This window comes from Leucobacter sp. CX169 (assembly GCF_017161405.1).
GTDB lineage: Bacteria > Actinomycetota > Actinomycetes > Actinomycetales > Microbacteriaceae > Cx-87.
Window position 1 is genome coordinate 1,571,125 of record NZ_CP071051.1, and the last position, 21,514, is coordinate 1,592,638.

22 protein-coding genes and 1 pseudogene are annotated in these 21,514 nt (G+C 62.4%); 19 read left to right on the top strand and 4 right to left on the bottom strand.

Annotated elements, in window-relative coordinates:
- Positions 1–5: 5 nt before the first annotated feature.
- From JW030_RS13660 to JW030_RS07205, 17 genes and pseudogenes are all read left to right on the top strand, one after another.
- Positions 6–59: a chloramphenicol resistance leader peptide gene (locus JW030_RS13660; RefSeq protein ID WP_011113070.1), complete on the top strand. Its 54-nt coding sequence runs from the start codon at positions 6–8 to the stop codon at positions 57–59.
- A 21-nt stretch (positions 60–80) separates the two neighbouring features.
- Positions 81–1,256, top strand: coding sequence for a chloramphenicol efflux MFS transporter Cmx (gene cmx, locus JW030_RS07130; protein ID WP_183664392.1), 1,176 nt, complete (start codon positions 81–83; stop codon positions 1,254–1,256).
- Positions 1,256–2,247: pseudogene (locus JW030_RS07135) on the top strand (IS481 family transposase). Before cmx ends, JW030_RS07135 begins: the two are co-directional and overlap by 1 nt.
- A 125-nt stretch (positions 2,248–2,372) precedes the next feature.
- Entirely contained in the window at positions 2,373–2,867 is a 495-nt protein-coding gene (locus JW030_RS07140; protein ID WP_183664390.1) for a hypothetical protein, read from the top strand.
- Between the two features lie 214 nt (positions 2,868–3,081).
- Positions 3,082–4,455, top strand: a complete 1,374-nt coding sequence (locus JW030_RS07145) for a hypothetical protein (protein WP_183664388.1) — start codon at positions 3,082–3,084, stop codon at positions 4,453–4,455.
- 270 nt (positions 4,456–4,725) lie between these two features.
- The gene (locus tag JW030_RS07150) at positions 4,726–5,616 is read left to right on the top strand and encodes a bifunctional DNA primase/polymerase (protein ID WP_183664386.1); all 891 of its coding nucleotides are present in this window, start codon (positions 4,726–4,728) and stop codon (positions 5,614–5,616) included.
- Positions 5,617–5,714: 98 nt separating this feature from the next.
- Positions 5,715–6,416, top strand: a complete 702-nt coding sequence (locus JW030_RS07155) for a DUF2637 domain-containing protein (RefSeq protein WP_241095362.1) — start codon at positions 5,715–5,717, stop codon at positions 6,414–6,416.
- A complete protein-coding gene (locus JW030_RS07160) occupies positions 6,409–6,813 on the top strand; it encodes a hypothetical protein (protein WP_183664382.1) in 405 nt (134 codons plus the stop codon). Before JW030_RS07155 ends, JW030_RS07160 begins: the two co-directional genes overlap by 8 nt.
- 280 nt (positions 6,814–7,093) lie before the next feature.
- A complete protein-coding gene (locus JW030_RS07165; RefSeq protein ID WP_183664380.1) occupies positions 7,094–7,933 on the top strand; it encodes a hypothetical protein in 840 nt (279 codons plus the stop codon).
- Positions 7,930–9,039, top strand: a complete 1,110-nt coding sequence (locus JW030_RS07170) for a ParB N-terminal domain-containing protein (protein WP_183664378.1) — start codon at positions 7,930–7,932, stop codon at positions 9,037–9,039. The genes JW030_RS07165 and JW030_RS07170 overlap by 4 nt, the downstream gene beginning before the upstream one ends.
- Positions 9,026–9,505 (top strand): hypothetical protein, encoded by a 480-nt coding sequence (locus JW030_RS07175; RefSeq protein WP_183664376.1) that lies wholly within the window; start codon positions 9,026–9,028, stop codon positions 9,503–9,505. Before JW030_RS07170 ends, JW030_RS07175 begins: the two co-directional genes overlap by 14 nt.
- 69 nt (positions 9,506–9,574) lie before the next feature.
- Positions 9,575–10,258 (top strand): hypothetical protein, encoded by a 684-nt coding sequence (locus JW030_RS07180; protein WP_188046636.1) that lies wholly within the window; start codon positions 9,575–9,577, stop codon positions 10,256–10,258.
- 12 nt (positions 10,259–10,270) lie between these two features.
- Positions 10,271–11,437, top strand: a complete 1,167-nt coding sequence (locus JW030_RS07185) for a M23 family metallopeptidase (RefSeq protein ID WP_183664372.1) — start codon at positions 10,271–10,273, stop codon at positions 11,435–11,437.
- Between the two features lie 67 nt (positions 11,438–11,504).
- Positions 11,505–11,810, top strand: a complete 306-nt coding sequence (locus JW030_RS07190; RefSeq protein WP_183664370.1) for a DUF6112 family protein — start codon at positions 11,505–11,507, stop codon at positions 11,808–11,810.
- A gap of 75 nt (positions 11,811–11,885) precedes the next feature.
- Positions 11,886–12,209 carry a DUF6112 family protein gene (locus JW030_RS07195; RefSeq protein ID WP_183664368.1) on the top strand — a complete coding sequence of 108 codons (324 nt, stop codon included), beginning with the start codon at positions 11,886–11,888 and terminating at the stop codon, positions 12,207–12,209.
- A gap of 33 nt (positions 12,210–12,242) precedes the next feature.
- Positions 12,243–13,649: a conjugal transfer protein TrbL gene (locus JW030_RS07200; RefSeq protein ID WP_183664366.1), complete on the top strand. Its 1,407-nt coding sequence runs from the start codon at positions 12,243–12,245 to the stop codon at positions 13,647–13,649.
- A gap of 168 nt (positions 13,650–13,817) precedes the next feature.
- A complete protein-coding gene (locus tag JW030_RS07205; RefSeq protein WP_183666631.1) occupies positions 13,818–15,275 on the top strand; it encodes a PrgI family protein in 1,458 nt (485 codons plus the stop codon).
- Positions 15,276–15,401: 126 nt separating this feature from the next.
- Here the strand turns inward: JW030_RS07205 and JW030_RS07210 are convergent, their stop codons facing one another.
- Entirely contained in the window at positions 15,402–16,817 is a 1,416-nt protein-coding gene (locus tag JW030_RS07210) for a hypothetical protein (RefSeq protein WP_188046637.1), read from the bottom strand.
- A 128-nt stretch (positions 16,818–16,945) separates the two neighbouring features.
- On the opposite strand from JW030_RS07210, the gene JW030_RS07215 reads away from it, so the two are divergent.
- Positions 16,946–18,457, top strand: a complete 1,512-nt coding sequence (locus JW030_RS07215) for an ATP-binding protein (protein WP_188046638.1) — start codon at positions 16,946–16,948, stop codon at positions 18,455–18,457.
- A gap of 113 nt (positions 18,458–18,570) precedes the next feature.
- On the opposite strand, the gene JW030_RS07220 is transcribed toward JW030_RS07215, so the two are convergent.
- Entirely contained in the window at positions 18,571–18,936 is a 366-nt protein-coding gene (locus JW030_RS07220; protein WP_054687050.1) for a MerR family transcriptional regulator, read from the bottom strand.
- Positions 18,937–19,054: 118 nt separating this feature from the next.
- Between JW030_RS07220 and JW030_RS07225 the strand changes: the two genes are divergently transcribed.
- Positions 19,055–20,560: a SulP family inorganic anion transporter gene (locus tag JW030_RS07225; protein ID WP_026937616.1), complete on the top strand. Its 1,506-nt coding sequence runs from the start codon at positions 19,055–19,057 to the stop codon at positions 20,558–20,560.
- 92 nt (positions 20,561–20,652) lie between these two features.
- On the opposite strand, the gene JW030_RS07230 is transcribed toward JW030_RS07225, so the two are convergent.
- Together JW030_RS07230 and JW030_RS07235 are read right to left on the bottom strand one after the other, a co-directional pair.
- Positions 20,653–21,072: a low molecular weight phosphatase family protein gene (locus JW030_RS07230; RefSeq protein WP_026937615.1), complete on the bottom strand. Its 420-nt coding sequence runs from the start codon at positions 21,070–21,072 to the stop codon at positions 20,653–20,655.
- Entirely contained in the window at positions 21,069–21,491 is a 423-nt protein-coding gene (locus JW030_RS07235; protein ID WP_054683684.1) for an arsenate reductase ArsC, read from the bottom strand. Before JW030_RS07235 ends, JW030_RS07230 begins: the two co-directional genes overlap by 4 nt.
- Positions 21,492–21,514 lie beyond the last annotated feature (23 nt).

Below are 21,514 nucleotides of genomic sequence, written 5' to 3' on the forward strand. Positions count from 1 at the left end.
GGCGTATGTCTGGCGTACCCGGGGCGCTGGCCGTGGTGACAAGAAGAACCATCTCTTGATCTCACACCTCGGAGTACTCGATGCCTTTTGCTTTATACATGCTTGCCCTGGCGGTCTTCGTCATGGGCACTTCAGAATTTATGCTCGCGGGGTTACTCCCTGCGATCGCGACCGAACTTGACGTCTCGGTCGGCACTGCAGGCCTGCTGACCTCTGCATTCGCGGTCGGTATGGTCATCGGCGCACCAGTGATGGCGGCGTTCGCTCGCCGTTGGCCACCGCGGCTCACATTGATCGTCTGCCTTATCGTTTTCGCGGGAAGCCACGTCATCGGAGCGATGACACCCGTGTTCTCTCTCCTGCTCATCACCAGGGTGCTCAGCGCTCTCGCAAACGCAGGATTCCTCGCCGTAGCACTGAGCACGGCCACAACCCTCGTACCAGCGAATCAGAAGGGGCGTGCACTGTCGATCCTGCTCTCCGGCACGACGATCGCAACCGTAGTGGGCGTCCCCGCCGGGGCACTGCTCGGCACAGCGCTGGGTTGGCGAACGACGTTCTGGGCGATCGCCATCCTCTGTATTCCCGCGGCCGTTGGAGTCATTCGTGGAGTCGCGAACAACGTTGGTCGGAGCGCGACTAGCGCGACCTCACCAAGGCTCCGTGTCGAGCTCAGCCAGTTGGCGACGCCGCGGCTCATCTTGGCCATGGCACTCGGGGCGCTGATCAACGGAGGGACCTTTGCAGCATTCACCTTCCTGGCACCCGTCGTGACCAAGACCGCGGGCTTGACTGATGGGTGGGTGTCCATCGTGCTGGTGATGTTCGGCATCGGATCGTTCCTTGGCGTCACGATCGCAGGACGCCTATCAGATCAACGACCTGGCCTCGTGCTCGCAGTCGGCGGACCGCTATTGCTGACAGGCTGGATCGTGTTGGCAGTGGTCGCGTCCCATCCCGTTGCGCTTATCGTCCTCGTCCTGATTCAGGGCTTTCTGTCGTTCGGTGTTGGCAGCACTCTGATCACGCGCGTGCTGTATGCAGCATCGGGTGCGCCAACGATGGGCGGTTCATACGCCACCGCGGCGCTGAACATCGGAGCTGCCGCGGGGCCGGTGCTTGGTGCGTTCGGGCTCGCGACCGGGCTGGGGTTGATCGCGCCGATTTGGGTCGCCTCGGTGCTGACAGCGATCGCTCTCGTCATCATGCTTCTCACAGGGCGCGCGCTCACGAAGACCGCGGTGGAGGCCAATTGATGAATCATCCAAATGCGCTTCTCACTCCTCGTACCCGTCTCCGGTTAGCCCGTCTGATTATCGAAGACGGCTATCCGGCCACGATCGCCGCAAAGATGTTCATGGTCTCCCGATCACGGCCCGGAAATGGGCCGGTCGCTACCAGGAAGAGGGTGAGTTTGGGATGCAGGATCGCTCCAGCAAGCCGCACCGGATCCCAGGCAGGACGCCCGAGCATGTCAAGAAGAAGATCATCAACCTGTGCTGGCGGCTTCGACTGGGGCCAGCCCAGATCGCTGCGCGACTTGGCCTCTCGACGTCCACTGTTCACGCGGTCCTCGTCCGTTGCCGCGTCGTAAACTGCCTCTCGCATATCGATAGTGTCACTGGCGAGCCCTTGAGGCGATATGAGCATCCTTATCCGGGATTGTAGATTCATGTCGATGTCACGAAGTTCGGCAACATCCCCGACGGCGGTGGACATCGTTACGTAGGTCGGCAGCAAGGCGCACGGGACAAGCTCGCGACTCCGGGATTGCCACGAGGAAAAGACCACAAGCCGCGCACCGGAACGGCGTTCGTTCACACAGTCATCGACGACCACTCCCGCGTCGCATATGCAAAAATCTGCTCGGACGAGCAGGCGAGCACAGCGGTGGGAGTTCTCGAACGCGCCGTGGACTGGTTCGCCGAACGAGGCGTGACCGTCGAGCGAGTCCTATCCGACAACGGGTCGGCCTACAGATCCCACGCATGGAGAGACTTCTGCGCTCGGCTCGGCATCCGACACAAGCGGACAAGCCCCTACCGGCCGCAGACGAACGGGAAGATCGAGAGATTCCACCGCACGCTCGGGGACGGATGGGCCTATGCCAGGTTTTACGGTTCAGAAGCCGAACGACGCCTGGCACTGCCCGGCTGGCTCCACTTCTACAACCACCACCGACACCACTCTGCGATTGCCGGCACACCCTTCGACCGACTCAAAAACGTCCCTGGACATCACAACTAGATCGCCAAGGAACGGATCATCAACAACTCGCCAGCGACAACGGCATGCACTGATTGGTTGCCTACCTGACAGGTATACCGCCCCGTAACAACGGGCGGCGCACCAGCATATGGAAAGGAACAATCATGGCCACCGGCCTCCCTGATGAAGAACCAAACACCCCAGCCTCCCTGGAAGCAAACGTGACGCCACGAAGTGTGCCCGCATATCTGTTCCTCGGGGTGATCCTCTGGTCTGATGACACCGAGGAAGATCCAACGGTGATCGCCGACCGAAACCCGGTGACGTTGGCACGGACCATGGCGGTGATGATCCACGAGATGATCGACGACTCACCCGCCTACGAGGGTGCGACGGAGTTCCTGGAATCGAATCCGCCACCGCAAGATTGGGTCCTACCCGAAGACGTCGACGACTGGTTGGAGGCGTTGCGGGAGGCAACCCCGTATCCGTCGTATTCGTTCCACCAGATCCCGACGACCGGTGGGGCCGATGGCACGAACCGTACCGTTGTGAACCGGTACCTGGACAGTGCGCTCCAGGCGCGTGAGCAGTCACTGAGTGTGGACGCTCCAGATGACCCCCGACGCCAGCATCCCGGCCCTGCGCACAGCCTATGACCCACCGGCACTACGTCGAGATACTCGGTCTCAGTGAGGCCCGCGAACATGACGATTTGACGCATGTTTCATACTCAGAGCCGCATCTTCACCCGATCCGCTGGACAACACCGGTGGGGCCGCCTATCCCGGAAGTACTGCCTGCGGTTGACCCGCGCCTGACGTGCGCATCGCGTGCAGATAGTCGGGCCACTAAATAAAGGAGAAACTTGCCATGTCTGATATCAACGTCACGCCACCGCTGGGATATGTTCCTGATCCGTTGACCCCGCACCGGGTGGTGATCGAGTTCGATGTCCTCGCGCGCAGTCAGGCCGAAGCTGACTACATCGTGAATGAGGTACTTGTTGAAGAACTTGCCGGTGAACCTGAGACGATTCGCACCGATGGGGATCGGGTGTTCGGGGAGGACTTCGGCGGTGACGTGTCGAGCATCACTTCGTGGATCCCCGTCACCGGCACTCCGGCAGCGACACCTCGCCAGGTTGTGATTCCGTCGCCGGGGTGGGAATCATTCGAGGAGAGCGGGATACCGGAGATCGTGGCCGAGATGTTCCCGCCCGAACCCCACACCAGCAATTTCAGCCTCCCCGACGGTGCACCCGACACCGAAGGCTTCGATGAAGCACACGAACAGTGGCGCGACGAATGCCTCTCACTCGCAATCCAAGCCTCACGACTCCCAGACACGCTCACGAAGCTGGAGCGAGCGGAGCGTGTTCGTGATGGGCTCATCGACCTCATCGAACGAGAACAGCTGCCCGTGGAGCCGGTGAAAGAGGATTACCTCGTCACCGTTGCGCCCGCGTACGAGGGCGAATTTGAGGATATGCGGTTTGCGTGGGATCACGGGCAGTGGCGCACCGCGTTCACCGACCTCGCTAGGCATCGAGAACATGCCCTCCAGGGGTTACTTGCTGAGGGCGGACCGCGGACGATGTTCCTGCCGGAAAAGTTCCATCGGGAGTGGCTTCCCGCGGACCTGATCGCGATCCAAACTCTCCGAACGGTCGTGGAACGGGAGACGGCCGGGCAAGGGGTACCGCTGCTGGACCGAACGCAACGGGAACAGTTGGAGGCGATGCTGTTCGCTGCGGACCCAGATGTGCGCATCTCCGACCCCGCAGACCCAGACCGAGGCGAGCTGTATGCCGGGCCTGCATCAGAAGCTCATGACTGGATTCCACCGGGCGTATATGACGCGGAGGGACTCGATGGCGCTGGTGAGTTTCGGGTCGTTGTCGGCAGGATGCCGATCGGTGAGGGGACTACAGCATCAGCGGCATTCCCTCCAGTCGAGCACGACAGCGCCACACTGAACGAGGTCGCACGCATCATCGAACAGCACACCGAACAGCACGATGCAGCGGCGGTACTGCGGCAGGTGAACGCGGCGGTTCTCCGCACCGGTCGCACCGGGGTGACCCCTGCAAATTTCAGTGACGCAACTTCCGAAGTACCGTTGACAAGACTCGAGCGTGGAGTCCTCTTAGGTGACCTCCTCGCTGACCGAGAACAGCACCTCGGCTCCGGCCCGGAGGACCCCGAATCGCCATCCACAGACCGTCATCCGGGGCGGCATTTGTAGCAAATTCATACTCGACCATCGCGGCAGCGTGGTGCGGTGGACTTGACGATTTGACGCATGTTCTATACAAATCCGCGCATCTTTACCCGAAATGCTGGCCAAACGATCGAAGGCTCGGGTAGGCGTTGAGATCTGAACGAATGCTTTGACGCGGAGTAGCTGACCGCTGGGTGACACCTTGCCGTGGGGGGCAGCAGTGGCGCTGCCGCACCTGGATTGGTGACACCACATTCATAAGAGTCTGGAACCGGTGTCACGAGGGAGGCGCACATGAATATCAACGACCCCATCGCCTGGCCGCTGCCCATGCGCCTCCCTGCCAACCTATCCGACGCTGCGGCTGCATACGCGACCGCCGGGGTGGCAGTGTTTCCCTGCGTGCCCGGCGGAAAACGACCCCTCACGAAGCGCGGGTTCCACGATGCCAGCACCGACCCGAGGCAAGTCGCACGCTGGTGGGATCGGGTTCCGACCGCGAATATTGGCATCCCCACCGGCAGCCTGGTTGATGTCCTAGACGTCGATGTGCACGCGGCGGGCACCGGGTTTCCAATCCTGCACAGCCTGCAAAAACGTGGGCTGGTCCATGGATGGGGGCAAGCGGTCCGCTCACCCTCGGGTGGCCTCCACCTCTACTACCCGGCAGACCCGGCGCAAGCATCTCCATCGTGGTCGCGAGGACACACACATGTCGATTTCCGGAGCACGGGCGGATACATCATCGCACCGCCCTCCACGGTCACCACCGACCGTGGCGACCGCGGTTACGAAGTGATCGCTCTCGGCAAGAAACCAAGCCCCGTGGACGCCGAGGCGATCCGAGACTTCCTCACTCCGCAGCCTATTCCGACGTCCCGATCCTCATCTGGCTCTTCGTTGGTGCAGGACAAATCGGTGGAACGGATTGCCGACTGGGTAGCGCTCCTGCCGGAGGGCAACCGAAACGCGGGCTTGTTCTGGGCGGCCTGCCGCCTCGCCGAGGCCGGCATGACCGAACTACGCACCACTACTGTGCTGGGGCCGGCGGCAACACGGGCGGGCCTTGCCTCACGGGAGATTGCGGCGACGATCCGGTCCGCGCACCACAGTGCCCAAGTCCCTTACGACCCTGGCGAAAGCACTGTATCCACGTTGATCGTGAAGGCTCCGGTCGGACGATGACCACACACGCCCTAACGCCTAGCACCCCCACTTGGAGTGACGGTGTGCCGGGCTCGGATACGGCAGGGCCGCCTGCGGGTTCTGGGGTGTCACGGTTTGTGATTGTCCTCGCCGTAACCGGGACAATTCTTCTCGCGCTCGGCGCGTTCTGGCTGTCATTCACCACACTTCAAGACCTTGCTGTGCTCTCCGGGATCCCCTCAGAGCAGGCATGGATCTGGCCGCTCATAGTCGACGGCGTGATCCTGGAAGCCACCGTCAGCGTCGTCGCCTTGCGAAACTCCACACCATCAGCGCGGCGATTCGCCTGGCTGCTCCTCGCTGCCGGGGCAGGAGTGTCGGTCGCAGCCAACATCACCCACGCTGTCGTCTCTGCTGATACCCGTGTCCCGGCACTCATAGCCGCGTTGGTCGCGTCGGTGCCACCGTTGGTGCTGCTGGCGATGACACATCTCACGGTCGAACTAACCCGCAACACCACCCCGGTCGTCGCTTCGATGGACACGAAGCAGCATGCCGTGATCGACGAAGCTAGACCCACAGGCCGCCAATCGGTGACGCCCACTGCGAAGCCTGTTCCTTCGGAGGCGGATCGTACTTCTACGCCTCATGTCCCACACTCCACACCAAACGGCACGGCTCCTGCTTCGCGAGAGGACGCACGGTTGCGGGCTTTGACGCTGAACGCCGACGGGGTGTCGAAGCGACAGATCGCCACCGAGCTCGGTGTGCATCCCACGACCGTGGGCCGCTGGCTGAACACACCTGACCGTCGACAGAACGGAGACACCCATGACTGACCCAATGAACCTCATTACCCCGGCCCCAGATCGACGCCACCCCGATGCCGATCCGACCCCGCAGACCACTGCGGCGACGGCGGCGGAGCGGCGGGCGAGCGAGTTCGCGACCCACGGGGACCCGACGCTCTCCCTCCACGACGTTGATCCGGCGTCGCAACGTCCGGGAGTGCAATGGGTGCGACCCACCGATCTTGCCGCCCGTACGGCGGGGGCCATCGTTGACCGCGGCGCGGACCTGAATACCCGCCTCCATGAGGCTGTCTTAGAAGGCGTCCGTGACGGACGTGCCCAGTTGCAGGAACGACTCGCCAAACGGCAAGACCAGTTGGACCCAGATATCACCCAGACGGCAACGCTCCGGCGTTCGCTCGGGAGAACGGGGGTGAGCCGATGAATGATCCTCGTCCCGGCACCACCCAGGTGCCGCACGACACCCCGACCCGCTAACCAAAACCTATGCCGTCCAGGCCGTTCACACACCCCGGCCGGCACCATCACAGACCCCCGACACCGGGCACGTCTGCTGCTTTCCCCATGCCACCGCGCCAAAAACTGGCCCGGCAGGCATACCCGCAGCGGATGCGATTTGTGGGCTGTGGTCCCTTTCGAGGTTTCGCGGGATGGGAATCGTACCTACACATCACCGACAGAAATTTTCTCTTGAGGGAGTCGCTATGAACCATCACCACTCATCCCAGAACCACCCATCGATCCCGGATTTCACCACCGGGGAAGGGCTCCGTGAGCTGCTCACGGAGTTGAACGAACACAACGCGTGGGCGACGAGCCCGGTCGCTGCAGAACTGATGCTCTACGCCACTCAGAAGTACACGCCGATTGCGAAAGCGTGGCGTCGAGAACCGGCCGATGCCGCATATGAGGCGTTCGTCGCAATGAGGCAGCGAACCACGCTGCGCGCTGATGACCCGTGGGCGGTGGTCACTCGGGCAGTCGCGCTCGGCATCGCCGCCGAAGTACACGCCGACCGCAACATGACCTCCCAGGACAAGGCGCGCAGACCCTCGAAACGCCCCCGCGAAGAGCCAATGCGCGCCGGCCACTACGAGGAGTTCTTCTACGATGTCCACCCGCACGCCCACTCCCTCTACGCCAGAGAACTCGGCGACGAGGATCATTCGGCAGATCGGGTCATCCGCGCCACCTGCGTGTTCCTCGTCCTCACCGACTGGCCCGCACGCCCGGTCGAGCAGGCGGTGGACTACATCGCCCACCGTGTTACGGGGCTGTCCTCGCGAGGATCTGCGGTTGAGATCGTGTCGAAAGAACGGCACATCGCGATCCGCCTCGGGTACACCCCTGAAGAATGGGCGGCGCTCGTCCGTCTGGTCATCGGCACCAAGACCGGGAAGCGGAAGACCGGTCAGTACGGGCTCTTCGCCCGTGTGCTCCTCGGGGATGACGTCGCCGATCTCCTCCGCGACGAAGACCTCGTCGAAACCTCCCGGCGCAGTGCTTGCCTGCCTGACGGGCGGGACGGAGGGCAGTCGTTGTGACTCGGGGACATCTGATTCTGGAACAATCGATCGACCAACTCAAAAGGGGCTCACAGTACCGGCGTGACCTCGATGATGATCTGGACGAGCTGTGTGCGTCGATCCAACGCACCGGGGTGTTGAACCCTCCCGCGGTCACCGAGGAGTACGTGATTATCACCGGGAACCGCAGGGTCGCGGCGATGGAGAAACTCGGGATGCGTGTCACCCCCGTCTGGGTAGTTCCCGGTGTTTCCGACAAGCTCTCCTACGTTCTCGCGATCCGTGACGAGCAGACGCTTCAGAAGACACTCAGGCCGCTTGAGCAGGCGGAGCTCTATGAAGAACTCAAAGCGCTCTATGCCGAAGACGCCGAACGACGAGAGGCCGCCACCCGGTTCGGGGCGGCAAGCCGCGAGCAGCGACTCACCGAGAACCCGGGCTCCAGAGAGGGTGTGGCCGGGGGTGCCGAGTCGGCACCCCCGTGGCGCTCACCCAATGAAGGGAAAGCCCGGGTGCAGGCTGCGCGAGCGGTGACCGGCAGGGACTCACGGACAATGCTGGAACAGATCAACCAGCTCAAACAGATCGCTGCCGACGACGCCGAAGACCCCTATGTGCGCCAACACGCGGCCGAAGCACTGTTGGAGATCAACGAGGACCGGAAGGTCAATGGCCGATACCAGGCAGTGAAGACCAGGCAGAACGTAGCCCGTCTCACCCGTATGGCTGAACATCCGGACACTCCCGAGCAGGCTCGCACCGCTGCCGCGGCGGAGCTCCGCACCCTGCAAGACGTCGCATCTCCTGCAGAAGCGGCGAAAGAATCGGGCCTCGCCCTGGCCCGGGTGACCGAGATCCACAAGGCCGCGACCGATCCTGCACTGGTCGGATGGAAGGACGTGGATCCGCTGCTACGGGAAAAGCACGCGATCCGTAAGCTCGTCGATCTGCTGCGCCGCGAGCACGGCTGGTGGGACCGCTACGACCCGGAGGACTTCGGTAAGCACGCCGATGACGCCCAGTGGGAACTCGTCGAGAGCTACATCATCGAAAGTCACCGTTTTCTCGACTTCGCGCGCGGTGCCCGTGAACTACGGGAGGAGGCTCGTGATGCCGACGTTTGAGGATCCGAAGGTCGACGCCGACGAGCTCGGAGAAGCCGCTCGAGGTCTTGCCTACGCAACCCGGAGCTTCGAGACTCCCGTCGACACTTACGAGGTGCTCGGTTCCTTGCACCATGCTTTGTCAGGGGTGCAGCAGTCGCTGCAGCAATTGGCGGCCTGGCACGAGGGACACGGCCAGTTCGCTGCCACGGACAACGGGGACCGGACGGCTGGGCAGGAACACGCAGTCAATGCATCGGGCTGGTTGACGATCGCGGCAGCCTCCACCGAACAGGTGATTCATCTCGTGATGAAAGCTCAAGCCGAGAACGGGTACATCGCGTGGCAGCCTGACCGCCACATCGTTGCCGCGCCGAACCAACTCGCTGCCCTCGCCGAAGCACTCACGGCGCGGGAAGCAACCCTCACTCCTGAGGAGAACAACCCCAGCGGTGTGACCGGAAACGAGCGCGGCCTCTCGCGCTGAACCGCTCTTCCGGGTGGGGCGCGCACCTACCGGGTGACCCCATTTCGCCTGGCAGGAAGGCCCGCGCCCATGTCATCGCCACACTCTGAGCAGCATCGCAGGAAGCGACTACTCATCATCCTGACCATCACCGGCTTCGTCGTCACGTGTCTCGCCGCCGTCGGGATCTACGGCCTCGTCACCGGCCCTCAACAGGCAAGCACCCCACCTGCGACAAGCCCCGCCGCGCCGTCGGAACCTACTGTCGCTGCAGACGACCAGTTGGGTGCCCGGCTTCCCTCGCTCCCGAAAACGAATGACCCGGAGGCGTACGCGCGGGCAGTTACGGTCGCCCTGTTCGAGTGGGACACGTTCACCTTGCTCACCCCGGCCGATCACCGGGGTGTGCTGATTGCGGACGCCGATCCCACGGGCACCGAAGCCCCAGGGCTCATCTCGGATCTCGATGACTATTTCCCCTCAGCGTCGACGTGGCGAGACCTCGCGGAGTATCGCACCTCCCAGCAGATTCAGATTGAGCAGGTGTTCGTTCCGGACCTGTGGACGGAAGCAGTCGTAGCGTCTGGTGGGCAAATCGTCGAGGGCACCCACGCCTTAACCGTCGAGGGCATCCGGCATCGCGAAGGTGTCTGGTACGACGAGCCCGTGACTTCCGCGCATCCGGTCGCGTTCACTATTTTCATCTCATGTGAACCGGTGTTCGATCGCTGCCATCTCTTGCGACTGTCCGAACTCGACAACCCCCTCCGGTAAGCGAGCGCTCTGATGAAAAAGTTGCTCGTCTTCGCCCTCATTGGGATGCTCCTCACCCCAATGATTGGACTCCTTGGGGTCGGTGTGTTGGTCAACCCTGCAGTGCTCAATCAGGCGCACTGCATCGCCTCCGGCATCACCCTCGGTCCGATCCCAGACTCCCTGGAAGTGACGATGAAGGACGGGCACACGTTCACGCTGAACAAGCAGCAACTCACCCACGCGGGCACGATCATCACCACCGGATCGAACATTCCCGGGGTAGGGCGGGAAGGAGTTCTGATCGCGCTCATGGCTGCACTGACCGAGTCCACGTTGCGCCAGCTCGCCAACACCGGCACCTACCCCGAATCCGGGGACTTTCCGAATGACGGGAACGGATCCGATCATGACTCGCTCGGACTGTTCCAGATGCGCCCACAATCCGGGTGGGGAACCGTGGCCGAGCTCATGGATCCGAAGTACCAGGCTCGCGCCTTCTACGGCGGACCAGATGGCCCCAACTATCCGAGCCCTCGAGGGCTTCTGGATATTCCAGGGTGGCAGCAGATGGATAAAGGCGAGGCTGCCCAAGCGGTAGAAGTCTCCGCTTACCCGGACCGGTACCAAAACTATGAACCTGTTGCCCGGACCATCCTCGACGCCCTCACCCTCCGCGGAGGCAAAGGCAATGGTGTCCCTGGAGACATCGCGATTCCAGAAACGTCCCGGCTGGTGTTCCCACTACCGACCGGCAGCTACGTGCAGACCTCAACGTTTGGCCCGCGAATCGACCCGATCACAGGCGAAGCCCGCCTGCACTCCGGCACCGACTGGGCTGCCCCCGATGGGACTGCGATCTTCGCCCTCGCAGACGGGATCGTCACTTACGCAGGCATGGTCGAAGGGTTCTCCGGAGAGATCACCATCGAACACACGATCGGCGGTGAAAAAGTCGCGACGAGATACATCCACATGTGGGAGCACGGCATCCACGTCACTGCTGGGCAACGCATCATCGCGGGTCAACACATTGGCGACGTTGGCTCCTCCGGCCACTCCACCGGCCCTCATCTGCACTTCCAAGTCCACCCCGGCGGCGCGAACCATCCTGCGATAGACGCGGAACCATGGCTCGCCGCACGCGGCATCGAAGGCCTGGACGCTCCCGTCGGCGGCGGCCCGGGCTGCACCGCCTGACAGAGGCTCGATTAGCGTGCGCACCTGACCAGTACCCGACTCACTCGTGCCCCGTCAGGAGAACCCCATGCGCATCTCGCCCGTCTTACCTTTGATCCGTTTGGCGGAGAACGTCTACCCGAACATCGACAGTGTGGGCGGACGCGGCACCCTCATCGGCATAGTCGGTGCACTCCTGACCATCACGTTGATCATCGCCGTACTGATGATGGTGATCTCAGGAATCGTCTGGGCGGTGTCTTCTTCCAGTGGCAATTTCCAGGCTGCTGCGAAAGGCAAGGTCGGGGTGTTCGTCGCTCTTGGCGGAGCCGTCCTAGCTGGGGCGGGAGTTGCCTGGATGAACTTCCTGCTGAACCTCGGCGACACACTCTAAGCGCGTTTGCGTCCCGCACCTGTTCTGGTGACCACCGCCTGGTGGCTCACCAGTTCTCGTGAAGGAGCCCCTCCCATGTCTGCTGCCCTCGACACCCTCATCGCTATCACCGCGGTGTTACCTGCGGATATCAACATCACCCCGAACGACTCCGGGCTGCCCGGCATCGCTGCCCTCCGGACCGTGGTCGGGGCGGTAATGACAATCGGACTGATCCTCTCCGTCCTGGCACTGATCATCAGCGCCGTGGTTTGGGGCTTCGGCTCCAACAGCTCCAACCCGCACCTGGCCTCCCGCGGGAAGATCGGCGTACTCATCTCGTGCGCGGCGGCGATCATCACCGGCGCATCTGTGACGCTGATCAACTTCTTTTGGAACGTCGGACAGACCGTCTCCTAACCCACACCCCGAACATACGAAGGGAGGGGTGTTGTGGCTGGTATCTGTGACGTCCCCATCATCAGCAACGTCTGCGACACCGTCGGCGAAAGTGCCGCGACCCTGGTTGCGGCCCCGTTTGATTGGCTGGCCCAAGCCATCGGCCAGGCCGCGTCCTGGCTCTTCCAAGGTGTGTGGTCGTTGTTTGACTCCACCACTCTGGTCGACATCACCGGGGCCGGATACATCGGCGTCTACAACGTAATGTTCGGCATCGCGATCTTCTTGATGTTGATCTTCTTCTGCCTGCAACTGATCACCGGCCTGATCCGTCGAGACGCAGGCTCCCTTGGCCGAGCAGCCCTGGGGCTCGCGAAGTCAGTGCTCGGATCATTCCTGGTGATCACGCTCACCGCAACGCTGCTGGAGGTCGTCGACCAACTCTCCATCGGGATCATCCAAGCCACGGGAACGACCATCGAAGAAATGGGCGGGAAGATCGGAATCCTCGTCGCCGGCCTCACCGCGATCAACCTCACCGCACCCGGAGCGGGGGCGATCATCACCATCTTCCTTTCGTTCCTGGCAATCTGCGCGGCAGCGATCGTCTGGTTCTCCCTACTCATCCGCAAAGCCCTCATCCTGGTTGCGGTCGTGATGGCACCGATCGCATTATCCGGGGCGAGTTGGGATGCGACGAAGGGCTGGTTCGGAAAATGGGCATCCTTCGTGCTCGCCCTGATCTTCTCGAAACTCGTGATCGTCGTGGTCTTCCTAGTGGCAACCAACCAGGTCAACGCCCCGATCGACATGGACTTGTCATCCATCGCGGATCCCATCGCGGGGATCGTGCTGATGTTCATCGCCGCGTTCGCGCCATACATGGTGTACAAATTCATTTCCTTCGTCGGCTTCGACATGTACCACGTGATGTCCGCGGAGCAGGAGTCGAAGCAGGCGATGAACCGGCCGGTTCCGATGCCCGGGAAACCAGACGGTGCTGGACCGCAGAAAGTCCTCGACGGAGGAGGCGACAGCAAAGGCTCGGGCGGTGGTGCCCCGCCGCCGAGCTCAGCCCCTAAGCACTCTGCTGCTGGCTCAGCTGGAGGCGGTACTGCAGGCGCTGGTGCAGGAGGTGGCGCTGCGGCTGGAGGCGGTGGTGTAGCGGCCGGAGGTACAGCTGGTGCCGCCGCCGCTGGTCCGATCGGGATCGCCGCGGTCGCAGGCGCAACAATCGCCAAGGGTGCGGCAGAGGCCGGCCCGAAACTCGGCGGCGCAATCGGACGTACAGCCGACGGACACGCTGACGCAGCGGGAGAAGGGCAAACGCCTCCGCCGCCCCCTGACCGGTCCGTACCACCGGCGGCACCTCCCGTTACACCCTCATCCGCTCCGCCTTCCCAGGCGGCTGCTCGCACCTCATCTGCACCCCCGCCACCGCGGGCGGAGCCGAAGAGTTAGACCCCCAGACGTTCCCGAGAGGAGGTGACACCGCAACCCCTTGGCGGTGCGTGAGCGCAGGCATCCGAGTCAGCCAGCGACCTGACTTAGATCCCGCTCACGCACCGCCGTTCTTTCTTGCTGTTCGTACCTGACCGGCGATACCCATTCCCGCCTCGAGGAGTAATCATGGCCACCGCATCCAGCACCGAGTTCGATCTGTCCCCGGTGAAGTTCTCCCGACTCACCCGCCGGGGCATCATCCTCGGACTCTCACTACCGCAAGTCATCGCCGTCAGCATCGCCGTCCTCGTGTTCGTCGCCTCCCTCTACATCGGAGGCCCCGCCGCACTTTATACGGCACCGATCTGGGGCATCGCCCTCGGGCTAGCCGTGGTTCCATTCGGCGGCCGAAAGATGGTCGAGTGGGTGCCGATCACTCTGCACTGGATATGGCGGACCCGAGCCCACCAGACCAGTTACCGGCGCAAGATCGTGAAGCCCCGCCCCGCAGGAACCCTCGCGCTCCCGGGCGACGCGGCAGCACTGCGGCAGTATCAGGACAAGGAATCTGGTGCAATCATGGTGCACGATCCGCATGCTCAAACATTGACGGCGCTGCTGGAGGTGACCCACCCCTCGTTCATCCTGCTAGACCCGGGAGAGCAAGAGCGCCGTGTCCACGCGTGGGGCCGGGTCCTCTCGACCACCTGCCGTTCTACCCGCATCGCTCGTCTGCAAGTGCTGGAGCGCACGGTCCCCGATTCCGGGTCCGGACTATCGCAGTGGTGGGCGGAGCACGGCAACGATGACGGGTCCTGGGTCGCCCAAACCTACCGGGAGCTGATCGAGAGGGCAGGCCCTGCCGGGGAACGCCACATCTCCACGATCTCGCTCAGCCTGGACATGCGGGCCGCCTCCCGCGCAATTCGCACCGCGGGCGGCAGCCTCAAAGGCGCAGCCGAAGTCCTCAAACAAGAGATGCACACGCTCACGACGGCGCTACGCACCGCGGATCTGAAACCCTCCGAGTGGTACACACCCGGCCAACTCGCCGTGATGCTCCGCAGTGCCTACGACCCGGGAGTCGCCGCCACCCTGGAACGTTCTGGAACGATCGGACACGACCTTGCTACTGCTGGTCCTGTTGCGGTGGAGGAAACGTGGGAGGGGCTGCGCTCGGATAGCGCCCATCATGCGGTGCTGTGGATATCGGAATGGCCGAGGTCTCTTGTCTATCCAGGGTTTCTTGCCCCAGTGCTGCTGTCCTCGGGAATCCGACGTTCGTTCACGCTGCTGTGTGACCCGATCCGCTCTGATCAGGCAGCACGGGATATTCGCAAGAAGAAGACCGAGTACATCTCGGATGCGACGCAACGCCAGCGGGTCGGGCAGATCGAAGACGCCCAACAATCCGCCGAGTACCAGGACGTGCTACAGCAGGAGGCCGACCTCACCTCCGGGCACGGGGTCATCCGCTACACCGGCCTCATCGCCGTCTCCGCCACCAGCAACGACGAACTCGAAGCTGCCGTGTCTGCGATCGAACAGGCCGCCATCCAAGCGTCTTGCGAGACCCGACGCTTGGTCGGCCAACAGGCACAAGCGTTCGTTGCTGCCGCATTGCCTTTATGCCGAGGCATTTGACGGTTGAACGTCATCATCTCGGCCTATAAAGCTCTGGAGCCAGTTGTTGGCGGATCAAGTGGCTGTATTTTCTCTACGTCTAGTTTCAGGTAAGCGGCGAGTTTGGACGAAAATGAGCCGGATGATCTAACGAGTGGTCACTACTGCGGTTCTGCTCGTCACTAGATGCCCGACTGGCGTCCAAGATTCGAAGCCTGAGTCTGTTTGAAAGTGATGCCTAGCACCTGGAAGTAGATCCGGATTCAAGGGGTGTGTGGCAGCCGGGTTGTGGTAAACCTCCATCCCGTCGATCCATGCTTCCTCATACCCCTCATTGACTTCGTTCGAAAAAGTTTCTTCTAATCTGCCGTCACTCGACACGCGAATTCCGCTATGGATAAGAGTCACTCCCGGTCGGCCGAAAGCAACCTTGACTCCCATTCTGTTGAATTTTGCGAGAGTACCGCTGGCGTTAAAAAGCACGGCGCTGATGTTGGGCGCGTCTGGAAGGCTAAAGAACCCTGACGCAATCTTCTTGCCCTTCCAGAGGTGATGCGTGACCGGACGGCTAACGATCTCTACTCCTTGATCATTCTGAACTTCAAGAAACTCGACACCGTATAGATACCGCAGCAGCGACTGCCCGCTGTATGTCATCGAGAACTCGTCATGAAAGTCTTGAATTGCAATCACTAGCGGCGCGTCAGCGACTTCCAGGCTTTCCCAGTAACGCTTTTCCAATTTCGCACTGAGCGGACCAGCGAACCGAATTGGGAGATAGTTCTGGACGTAATCAGCAATTTCCTCGACAGACTCGGGTTTCTGGGAAGTGGCAGGTTTCCCGTTGATGATTGAGGGGTTGATTGTCGTGGCCTCGATGAAGAAGGTACCTCCGAGGCCACGAGCGAGAAAATCTGGTGCAGGGCTCGGCTGTGATACCGCGTATCGTGATTCAACGAGCATTGCGAACAAATATAATTCCCAGATGCGCGCGTCGAATCCGGTCGTTTGGAATTGCTCTATGTAGTTGCCGTCCTGATTCTCATACCAACACATCATCACATTGATCAGTTCACGAGCTGCAGCAAACCCCTCACCAAATGCGAGATGCTGGAATCGCTCATGGAATCGTTGTTCCTTGACAACGGGCGCAAAGAAGTCGACTGGATCAGCTTCATCGCCTTGAACACGCTCTTCTTCTATGTCTGCTTCGACTTGCCTCATCAGACGGCGAAGCTCCGCGAGTGCATCTGCCGATGATGTGTAATAGGCGGTTTGTTTCACCCAGCGAAAGCGGCTAGCGAGGTCCCTGGCGAACAGGATGCCGGAGAACTCTTCATCTGTATCTAGCATCAGGAGAGCAAAAACTGACCTCGACTTGCTCTCAAACCAAGCAACCTCTTGGCCGAAGAGTACGGAAGTAGGTTGGCGGCAGAATCCTGCAAAGGCGTCAAATTTCTCTTGGGATATCTCTCTCATTGGCCTAAAACTGCCCCACTCGTTCCAAAAGCAGAAGTTCCGCGGTGAAATGACCAGCCTCTTCTTGCTGCTGTAGGTACTCATTCTCTCAAAACCCGACCAGCCGTACTAGGACGTTCGTGGCGACGATATTTCAGCCACAGTGCGGGGCTGAGCTTGAGGCAGTCCGCACCTGACGGATGTCACTGCTCGTCTTGAGGAAAGGCATCCACATGGGACCGCGACCGAATCCAAAGAAGCTCTACTCCACCGTCCTCGTCGAGGACGGGAAAGGTAAACGTCGCTCGCGCAAGGCCCGAGAGCGTGCTGCCGTGCAGGTGATCGCCCGCGACCGGTTCGCCCAGCTGGAGGCGGAGAGAGCGAAAGTTGCCGCCGAACGAGCAGCTGCTCGCAGCACCGACTATCTCCCCAGAGGCGGGGAACCGGGACCTGCCGCGTTGCGCTCGTATCGACAGTTTCGGGTGCCACCGCACCAGGACACCTCCGCAACCCTGCAGGGAGCCTATCCGTTCTTGGCTGAGGGCGGACTTGGCTCGCAGGGTGTGTTCGTGGGGCAGGATATGTACTCCGGCGGCAGCTTCGTCTACGACCCCTGGGTGCTCTACCAGCGCGGCATCATCACCGCCCCAAATCTCGTCCTGGCGGGTATCGTCGGCTCCGGGAAATCGTCGCTCGCGAAATCGCTCTACACCCGGTCGATCCCGTTCGGTCGCCGCGTCTATGTCCCTGGTGATCCGAAGGGTGAGCACACCGCGGTCGCCGAAGCTGTCGGTGGGAAAGCGATCATTCTCGGCCACGGACTCCGTAACCGCCTGAACCCGCTTGATGAGGGATACCGGCCTGGTGGGCTCTCCGACCCCGAATGGGCTTCCACCGTTGCTTCACGCCGCCGCGACCTGATCGGGGCCCTCGCCGAGACGGTGCTGGAGCGTGCCTTGTCACCGCTGGAGCACACCGTCATTGACGTTGCCTTGCAAGCCGTCGTCGCGTCAGCGTCGGTGCCGATCCTCCCGATGATCGTCGACCGGATTCTCACCCCTGATCCGGGCGATGACGAGCGCCTGGCTGAGGACGGACGTCTCGTCGGCCATGCGCTGCGCCGCCTCGTGTCTGGTGACCTCGCGGGGCTGTTCGATGGACCTTCGACTGTCACGTTTGACCCGACGCTGCCGATGATCACCCTCGACTTGTCTCGTGTCGTGGAGAACTCGACTCTGATCAGCGTGCTGATGACGTGCTCGAGTGCATGGATGGAGTCTGCGCTCCTGGACCCTAACGGGGGTCAACGGTGGGTGGTCTACGACGAAGCGTGGAGGCTGATGTCCCACCCGGCGCTGCTGAAGCGAATGGATGCGCATTGGCGGCTTGCCCGCCACTACGGCATCGCGAACCTCCTGATTTTCCATAAGCTCACCGACCTTGACAACGTTGGTGACCAGGGATCCGCCATGCGCGCCCTCGCCAACAGCCTCCTTGCCAACGCAGAGTCCCGGATCATCTATCGACAAGAATCTGATCAGATCGGAACCACCGGCAAGACGCTCGGTCTCACCGGTACAGAACAGAAACTGCTCCCCAGCCTCGGCACCGGGCAGGGGCTGTGGCGGATTAAAGAGTCCAGCTATGTGGTTCAGCATCAACTCCATCCGGAAGAGCTCCGGGTCTTCGACACGACGCAACGGATGAGCCAGGAAACCCGCAAGTTCACGATTCCTGAAGGCTAAATCGCCGGAAGATGCGGGTTCAGGCCATGGTTTCTGAGGTGTGGGGTTGCATGTTCCGCGAACATGCAACCCCACCGGTGAACACTTGGGCCGGGCGTGCATCTGCCGCAGGCTTATACGTCGCGGAGGCGCGCGATGAGTTCGTCGGCGGCGTCCAGTTGTTTCGCGAGTTTCTCGCGACGCTCCTCTGCGTCGGTCACGAACGTATCCAGCGCTGCGCGCGCGGCGCTGTCTGACGGATCATCCGCCAGTGCGTCAGCAGCGGCGAGGACTTCGCCCATCTGGTCGAGGGAGAACCCGAGCGGCTTCATCCGGCGGATCAGGAGGAGCCGCTCGACGTCGGCGTCGGTGTAGAGGCGGAACCCGCCACTGGTGCGGTCGCTCGGGGAGACGAGCCCGATCTCGTCGTAGTGGCGGAGGGTGCGCAGCGACAGGCTGGTGCGCTCAGCGACCTCGCCGATATGGATCGTTCCTGCCATCGGGTACTCCTCTGCCTCGATTTGGCACCCAACCCTCACGTAACGGTAGAGTTGGGTTTGGCGGGCTCCGACCTCGACCGCCGTCACCCTATTTTCCCGCACCTCTCTGGGAGGCAGAATGAGCGCGCCCGCACGCGACAAGGAACGCTACTGGCCTCGGCCGACCGTGATGGATGTGTTCCGTTCGCCGAAGCTGTTGACGAAGGAAGTCCTCGCGGGTATGGTGGTCGGCCTCGCGCTCATCCCGGAGGCCATCGCGTTCGCGATCGCCGCAGGCGTGCCGGCCGAGGTGGGCTTGTTCTCCTCGATCGTGATGGCAATCTCGATCGCGTTCCTCGGTGGGCGGCCCGCGATGATTACCGCGGCGACCGCAGCGATCGCGCTCGTCATCCGGCCGGTCGCCGACGAGTACGGCCTCGACTACCTCATCGCGACCGTGATCCTCGGCGGCATCTTCCAGATCGTTCTCGGCCTGCTCGGTGTCGGCAAGCTCATGCGGTTCATCCCGCGCAGCGTGATGGTCGGGTTCGTCAACGCCCTCGCGATCCTCATCGCTGTCGCCCAATTGGAGCATTTCACCGGCGCGTCCTGGCTGATGTACCCGATGATCATCGTCAGCATCCTGATCCTATGGCTCTTCCCGAAGCTCACGAAGGCTGTGCCCGCGCCTCTGGTGGTCGTGATCGTAATGACCCTCGCGGTGTGGCTGCTGAACCTCGATGTGAAGACCGTCGGCGGTCTCGGCGAACTGCCCGGCGGCCCGCCGATGCCGTTCTTCCCCGATGTACCGCTCACCTTCGAGACACTGCAAATCATTGCCCCGTATGCCCTCGGCATGGCCGCGGTGGGGCTCATGGAGTCACTGATGACCGCGAAGCTCGTGGACGACATCACCGACACGCACTCGAACAAGACCCGCGAGGCGATGGGGCAAGGCGGCGCGAACATCCTCTCTGGCCTCTTCGGTGGCATGGGTGGCTGCGCGATGATCGGGCAGACCATGATCAACGTGCGCGCCTCCGGCGCCCGCACCCGCGTCTCCACGTTCGCCGCCGGCGTGTTCCTCCTGATCCTGGTGTGGTTCCTCGGCCCGATAATGAACCTGATCCCCATCGGGGCACTGGTGGCGATCATGTTCATGGTCGCGTTCCTCACCTTCGACTGGCACTCCATCGCACCCTCCACGCTGAAGCGGATGCCCAAGAGCGAGACGATCGTGATGCTCGTCACCGTCATCCCGGTGCTCATCACCCACAACCTCTCCGTCGGGGTCATCATCGGCGTGTTCGTCGCCGCGATCCTGTTCGTGCGCCGCGTCGCCCACTTCACCACCGTCACCCGCACCTTCAGCGCTAACGAAGACACGGCGCACTATGAGGTCGATGGCGAGCTGTTCTTCGCGTCCTCGAACGACCTGACCACCCAGTTCGAGTACGCCGACGACCCGAAGCGTGTCGTGATCGACATGTCGAAGTCGCACGTGTGGGACGCCTCGACCGTCGCAGCGCTCGATGGAATCGAGCAGAAGTACCGCGAACACGACATCGAGGTCGAGATCATCGGCTTGAACGAGGCGAGCGGAACCTTCCACGCACGATTGAGCGGGAACCTGCCCTCACACTGACCCGACTGCGTGCTCGGCTCATGCAAGGCTCATCGGCCGTCCGCCGCGCTGGACGGGAGGGCCAGCGACTACTCCTGCCCTCCCGTTCAGAGTTACGACATCGCGGCGCTGAGCTCGCTGGCGAGGCGCAGGACGCGTTCGGCGATCTGATCCCGGATCGCCCGCGTGCGGTCGCCGCCGCCGACGTCGGATGCAGCCTGGTCTTCGAAGGTCCAGGTCTCGATCGTTCCGGCCATGCCGTCGACCGGGGCGACCTTCGCCTCGTCGCCGAGCACGATGACCCGATCCACGCTGCGGAGGATCTCGGGATCGATGGGCTTCGGATACTCGCCCTCCATCGACGCACCGACCTCGACGATCGCTTCCTCGGCGAGGGCACTAAGCGTATCGCCCGGCGCAGTACCGGCCGAATAGACGGTGATGGCGTCGCCGGCGTGCTGCCGCATGAGCGCGGCGGCCATCTGCGATTTGCCGCCGTTCTTCTTGCAGACGAACAGCACCGACGCGCTCATGCGCTGGCCGCCTCGGTGCTCGCGGGCTCGAGGGAGGCGATGAGTTCCTGGATGCGGCGTTTGATGTCGTCGCGGATCGGACGGACAGCGTCGATGCCCTGGCCCGCGGGGTCATCGAGCTTCCAATCCTCGTAGCGCTTGCCGGGGAAGAACGGGCAGGCGTCGCCGCAGCCCATCGTGATGACGACATCGGAGTCTTGCACGGCGTCGGTGGTGAGGATCTTCGGGGCCTCGCCGCGGATGTCGATGCCCTCTTCGAGCATCGCCTCGACGGCGACGGGATTGATTTGGTCCGCGGGGATCGAGCCTGCCGAACGGACCTCGATGCGGTCGCCCGCGAGGTGGCGGAGGTAGCCTGCGGCCATCTGGGAACGGCCGGCGTTGTGGACGCAGACGAACAGGACGGTGGGAGTAGACATGAGGGTTCTCGTTTCCGATCGGG

Coding starts and splice junctions, on each gene's coding strand:
- JW030_RS07180 (WP_188046636.1), top strand. CDS start 9,575: ATGTCATCGCCACACTCTGAGCAGCATCGCAGGAAGCGACTACTCATC.
- JW030_RS07165 (WP_183664380.1), top strand. CDS start 7,094: ATGAACCATCACCACTCATCCCAGAACCACCCATCGATCCCGGATTTC.
- JW030_RS07230 (WP_026937615.1), bottom strand. CDS start 21,072: ATGAGCGCGTCGGTGCTGTTCGTCTGCAAGAAGAACGGCGGCAAATCG.
- JW030_RS07190 (WP_183664370.1), top strand. CDS start 11,505: ATGCGCATCTCGCCCGTCTTACCTTTGATCCGTTTGGCGGAGAACGTC.
- JW030_RS07220 (WP_054687050.1), bottom strand. CDS start 18,936: ATGGCAGGAACGATCCATATCGGCGAGGTCGCTGAGCGCACCAGCCTG.
- JW030_RS07140 (WP_183664390.1), top strand. CDS start 2,373: ATGGCCACCGGCCTCCCTGATGAAGAACCAAACACCCCAGCCTCCCTG.
- JW030_RS07215 (WP_188046638.1), top strand. CDS start 16,946: ATGGGACCGCGACCGAATCCAAAGAAGCTCTACTCCACCGTCCTCGTC.
- JW030_RS07185 (WP_183664372.1), top strand. CDS start 10,271: ATGAAAAAGTTGCTCGTCTTCGCCCTCATTGGGATGCTCCTCACCCCA.
- JW030_RS07150 (WP_183664386.1), top strand. CDS start 4,726: ATGAATATCAACGACCCCATCGCCTGGCCGCTGCCCATGCGCCTCCCT.
- JW030_RS07160 (WP_183664382.1), top strand. CDS start 6,409: ATGACTGACCCAATGAACCTCATTACCCCGGCCCCAGATCGACGCCAC.
- JW030_RS07175 (WP_183664376.1), top strand. CDS start 9,026: ATGCCGACGTTTGAGGATCCGAAGGTCGACGCCGACGAGCTCGGAGAA.
- JW030_RS07235 (WP_054683684.1), bottom strand. CDS start 21,491: ATGTCTACTCCCACCGTCCTGTTCGTCTGCGTCCACAACGCCGGCCGT.
- JW030_RS07225 (WP_026937616.1), top strand. CDS start 19,055: ATGAGCGCGCCCGCACGCGACAAGGAACGCTACTGGCCTCGGCCGACC.
- JW030_RS07195 (WP_183664368.1), top strand. CDS start 11,886: ATGTCTGCTGCCCTCGACACCCTCATCGCTATCACCGCGGTGTTACCT.
- JW030_RS07210 (WP_188046637.1), bottom strand. CDS start 16,817: ATGAGTACCTACAGCAGCAAGAAGAGGCTGGTCATTTCACCGCGGAAC.
- JW030_RS07205 (WP_183666631.1), top strand. CDS start 13,818: ATGGCCACCGCATCCAGCACCGAGTTCGATCTGTCCCCGGTGAAGTTC.
- cmx (WP_183664392.1), top strand. CDS start 81: ATGCCTTTTGCTTTATACATGCTTGCCCTGGCGGTCTTCGTCATGGGC.
- JW030_RS07145 (WP_183664388.1), top strand. CDS start 3,082: ATGTCTGATATCAACGTCACGCCACCGCTGGGATATGTTCCTGATCCG.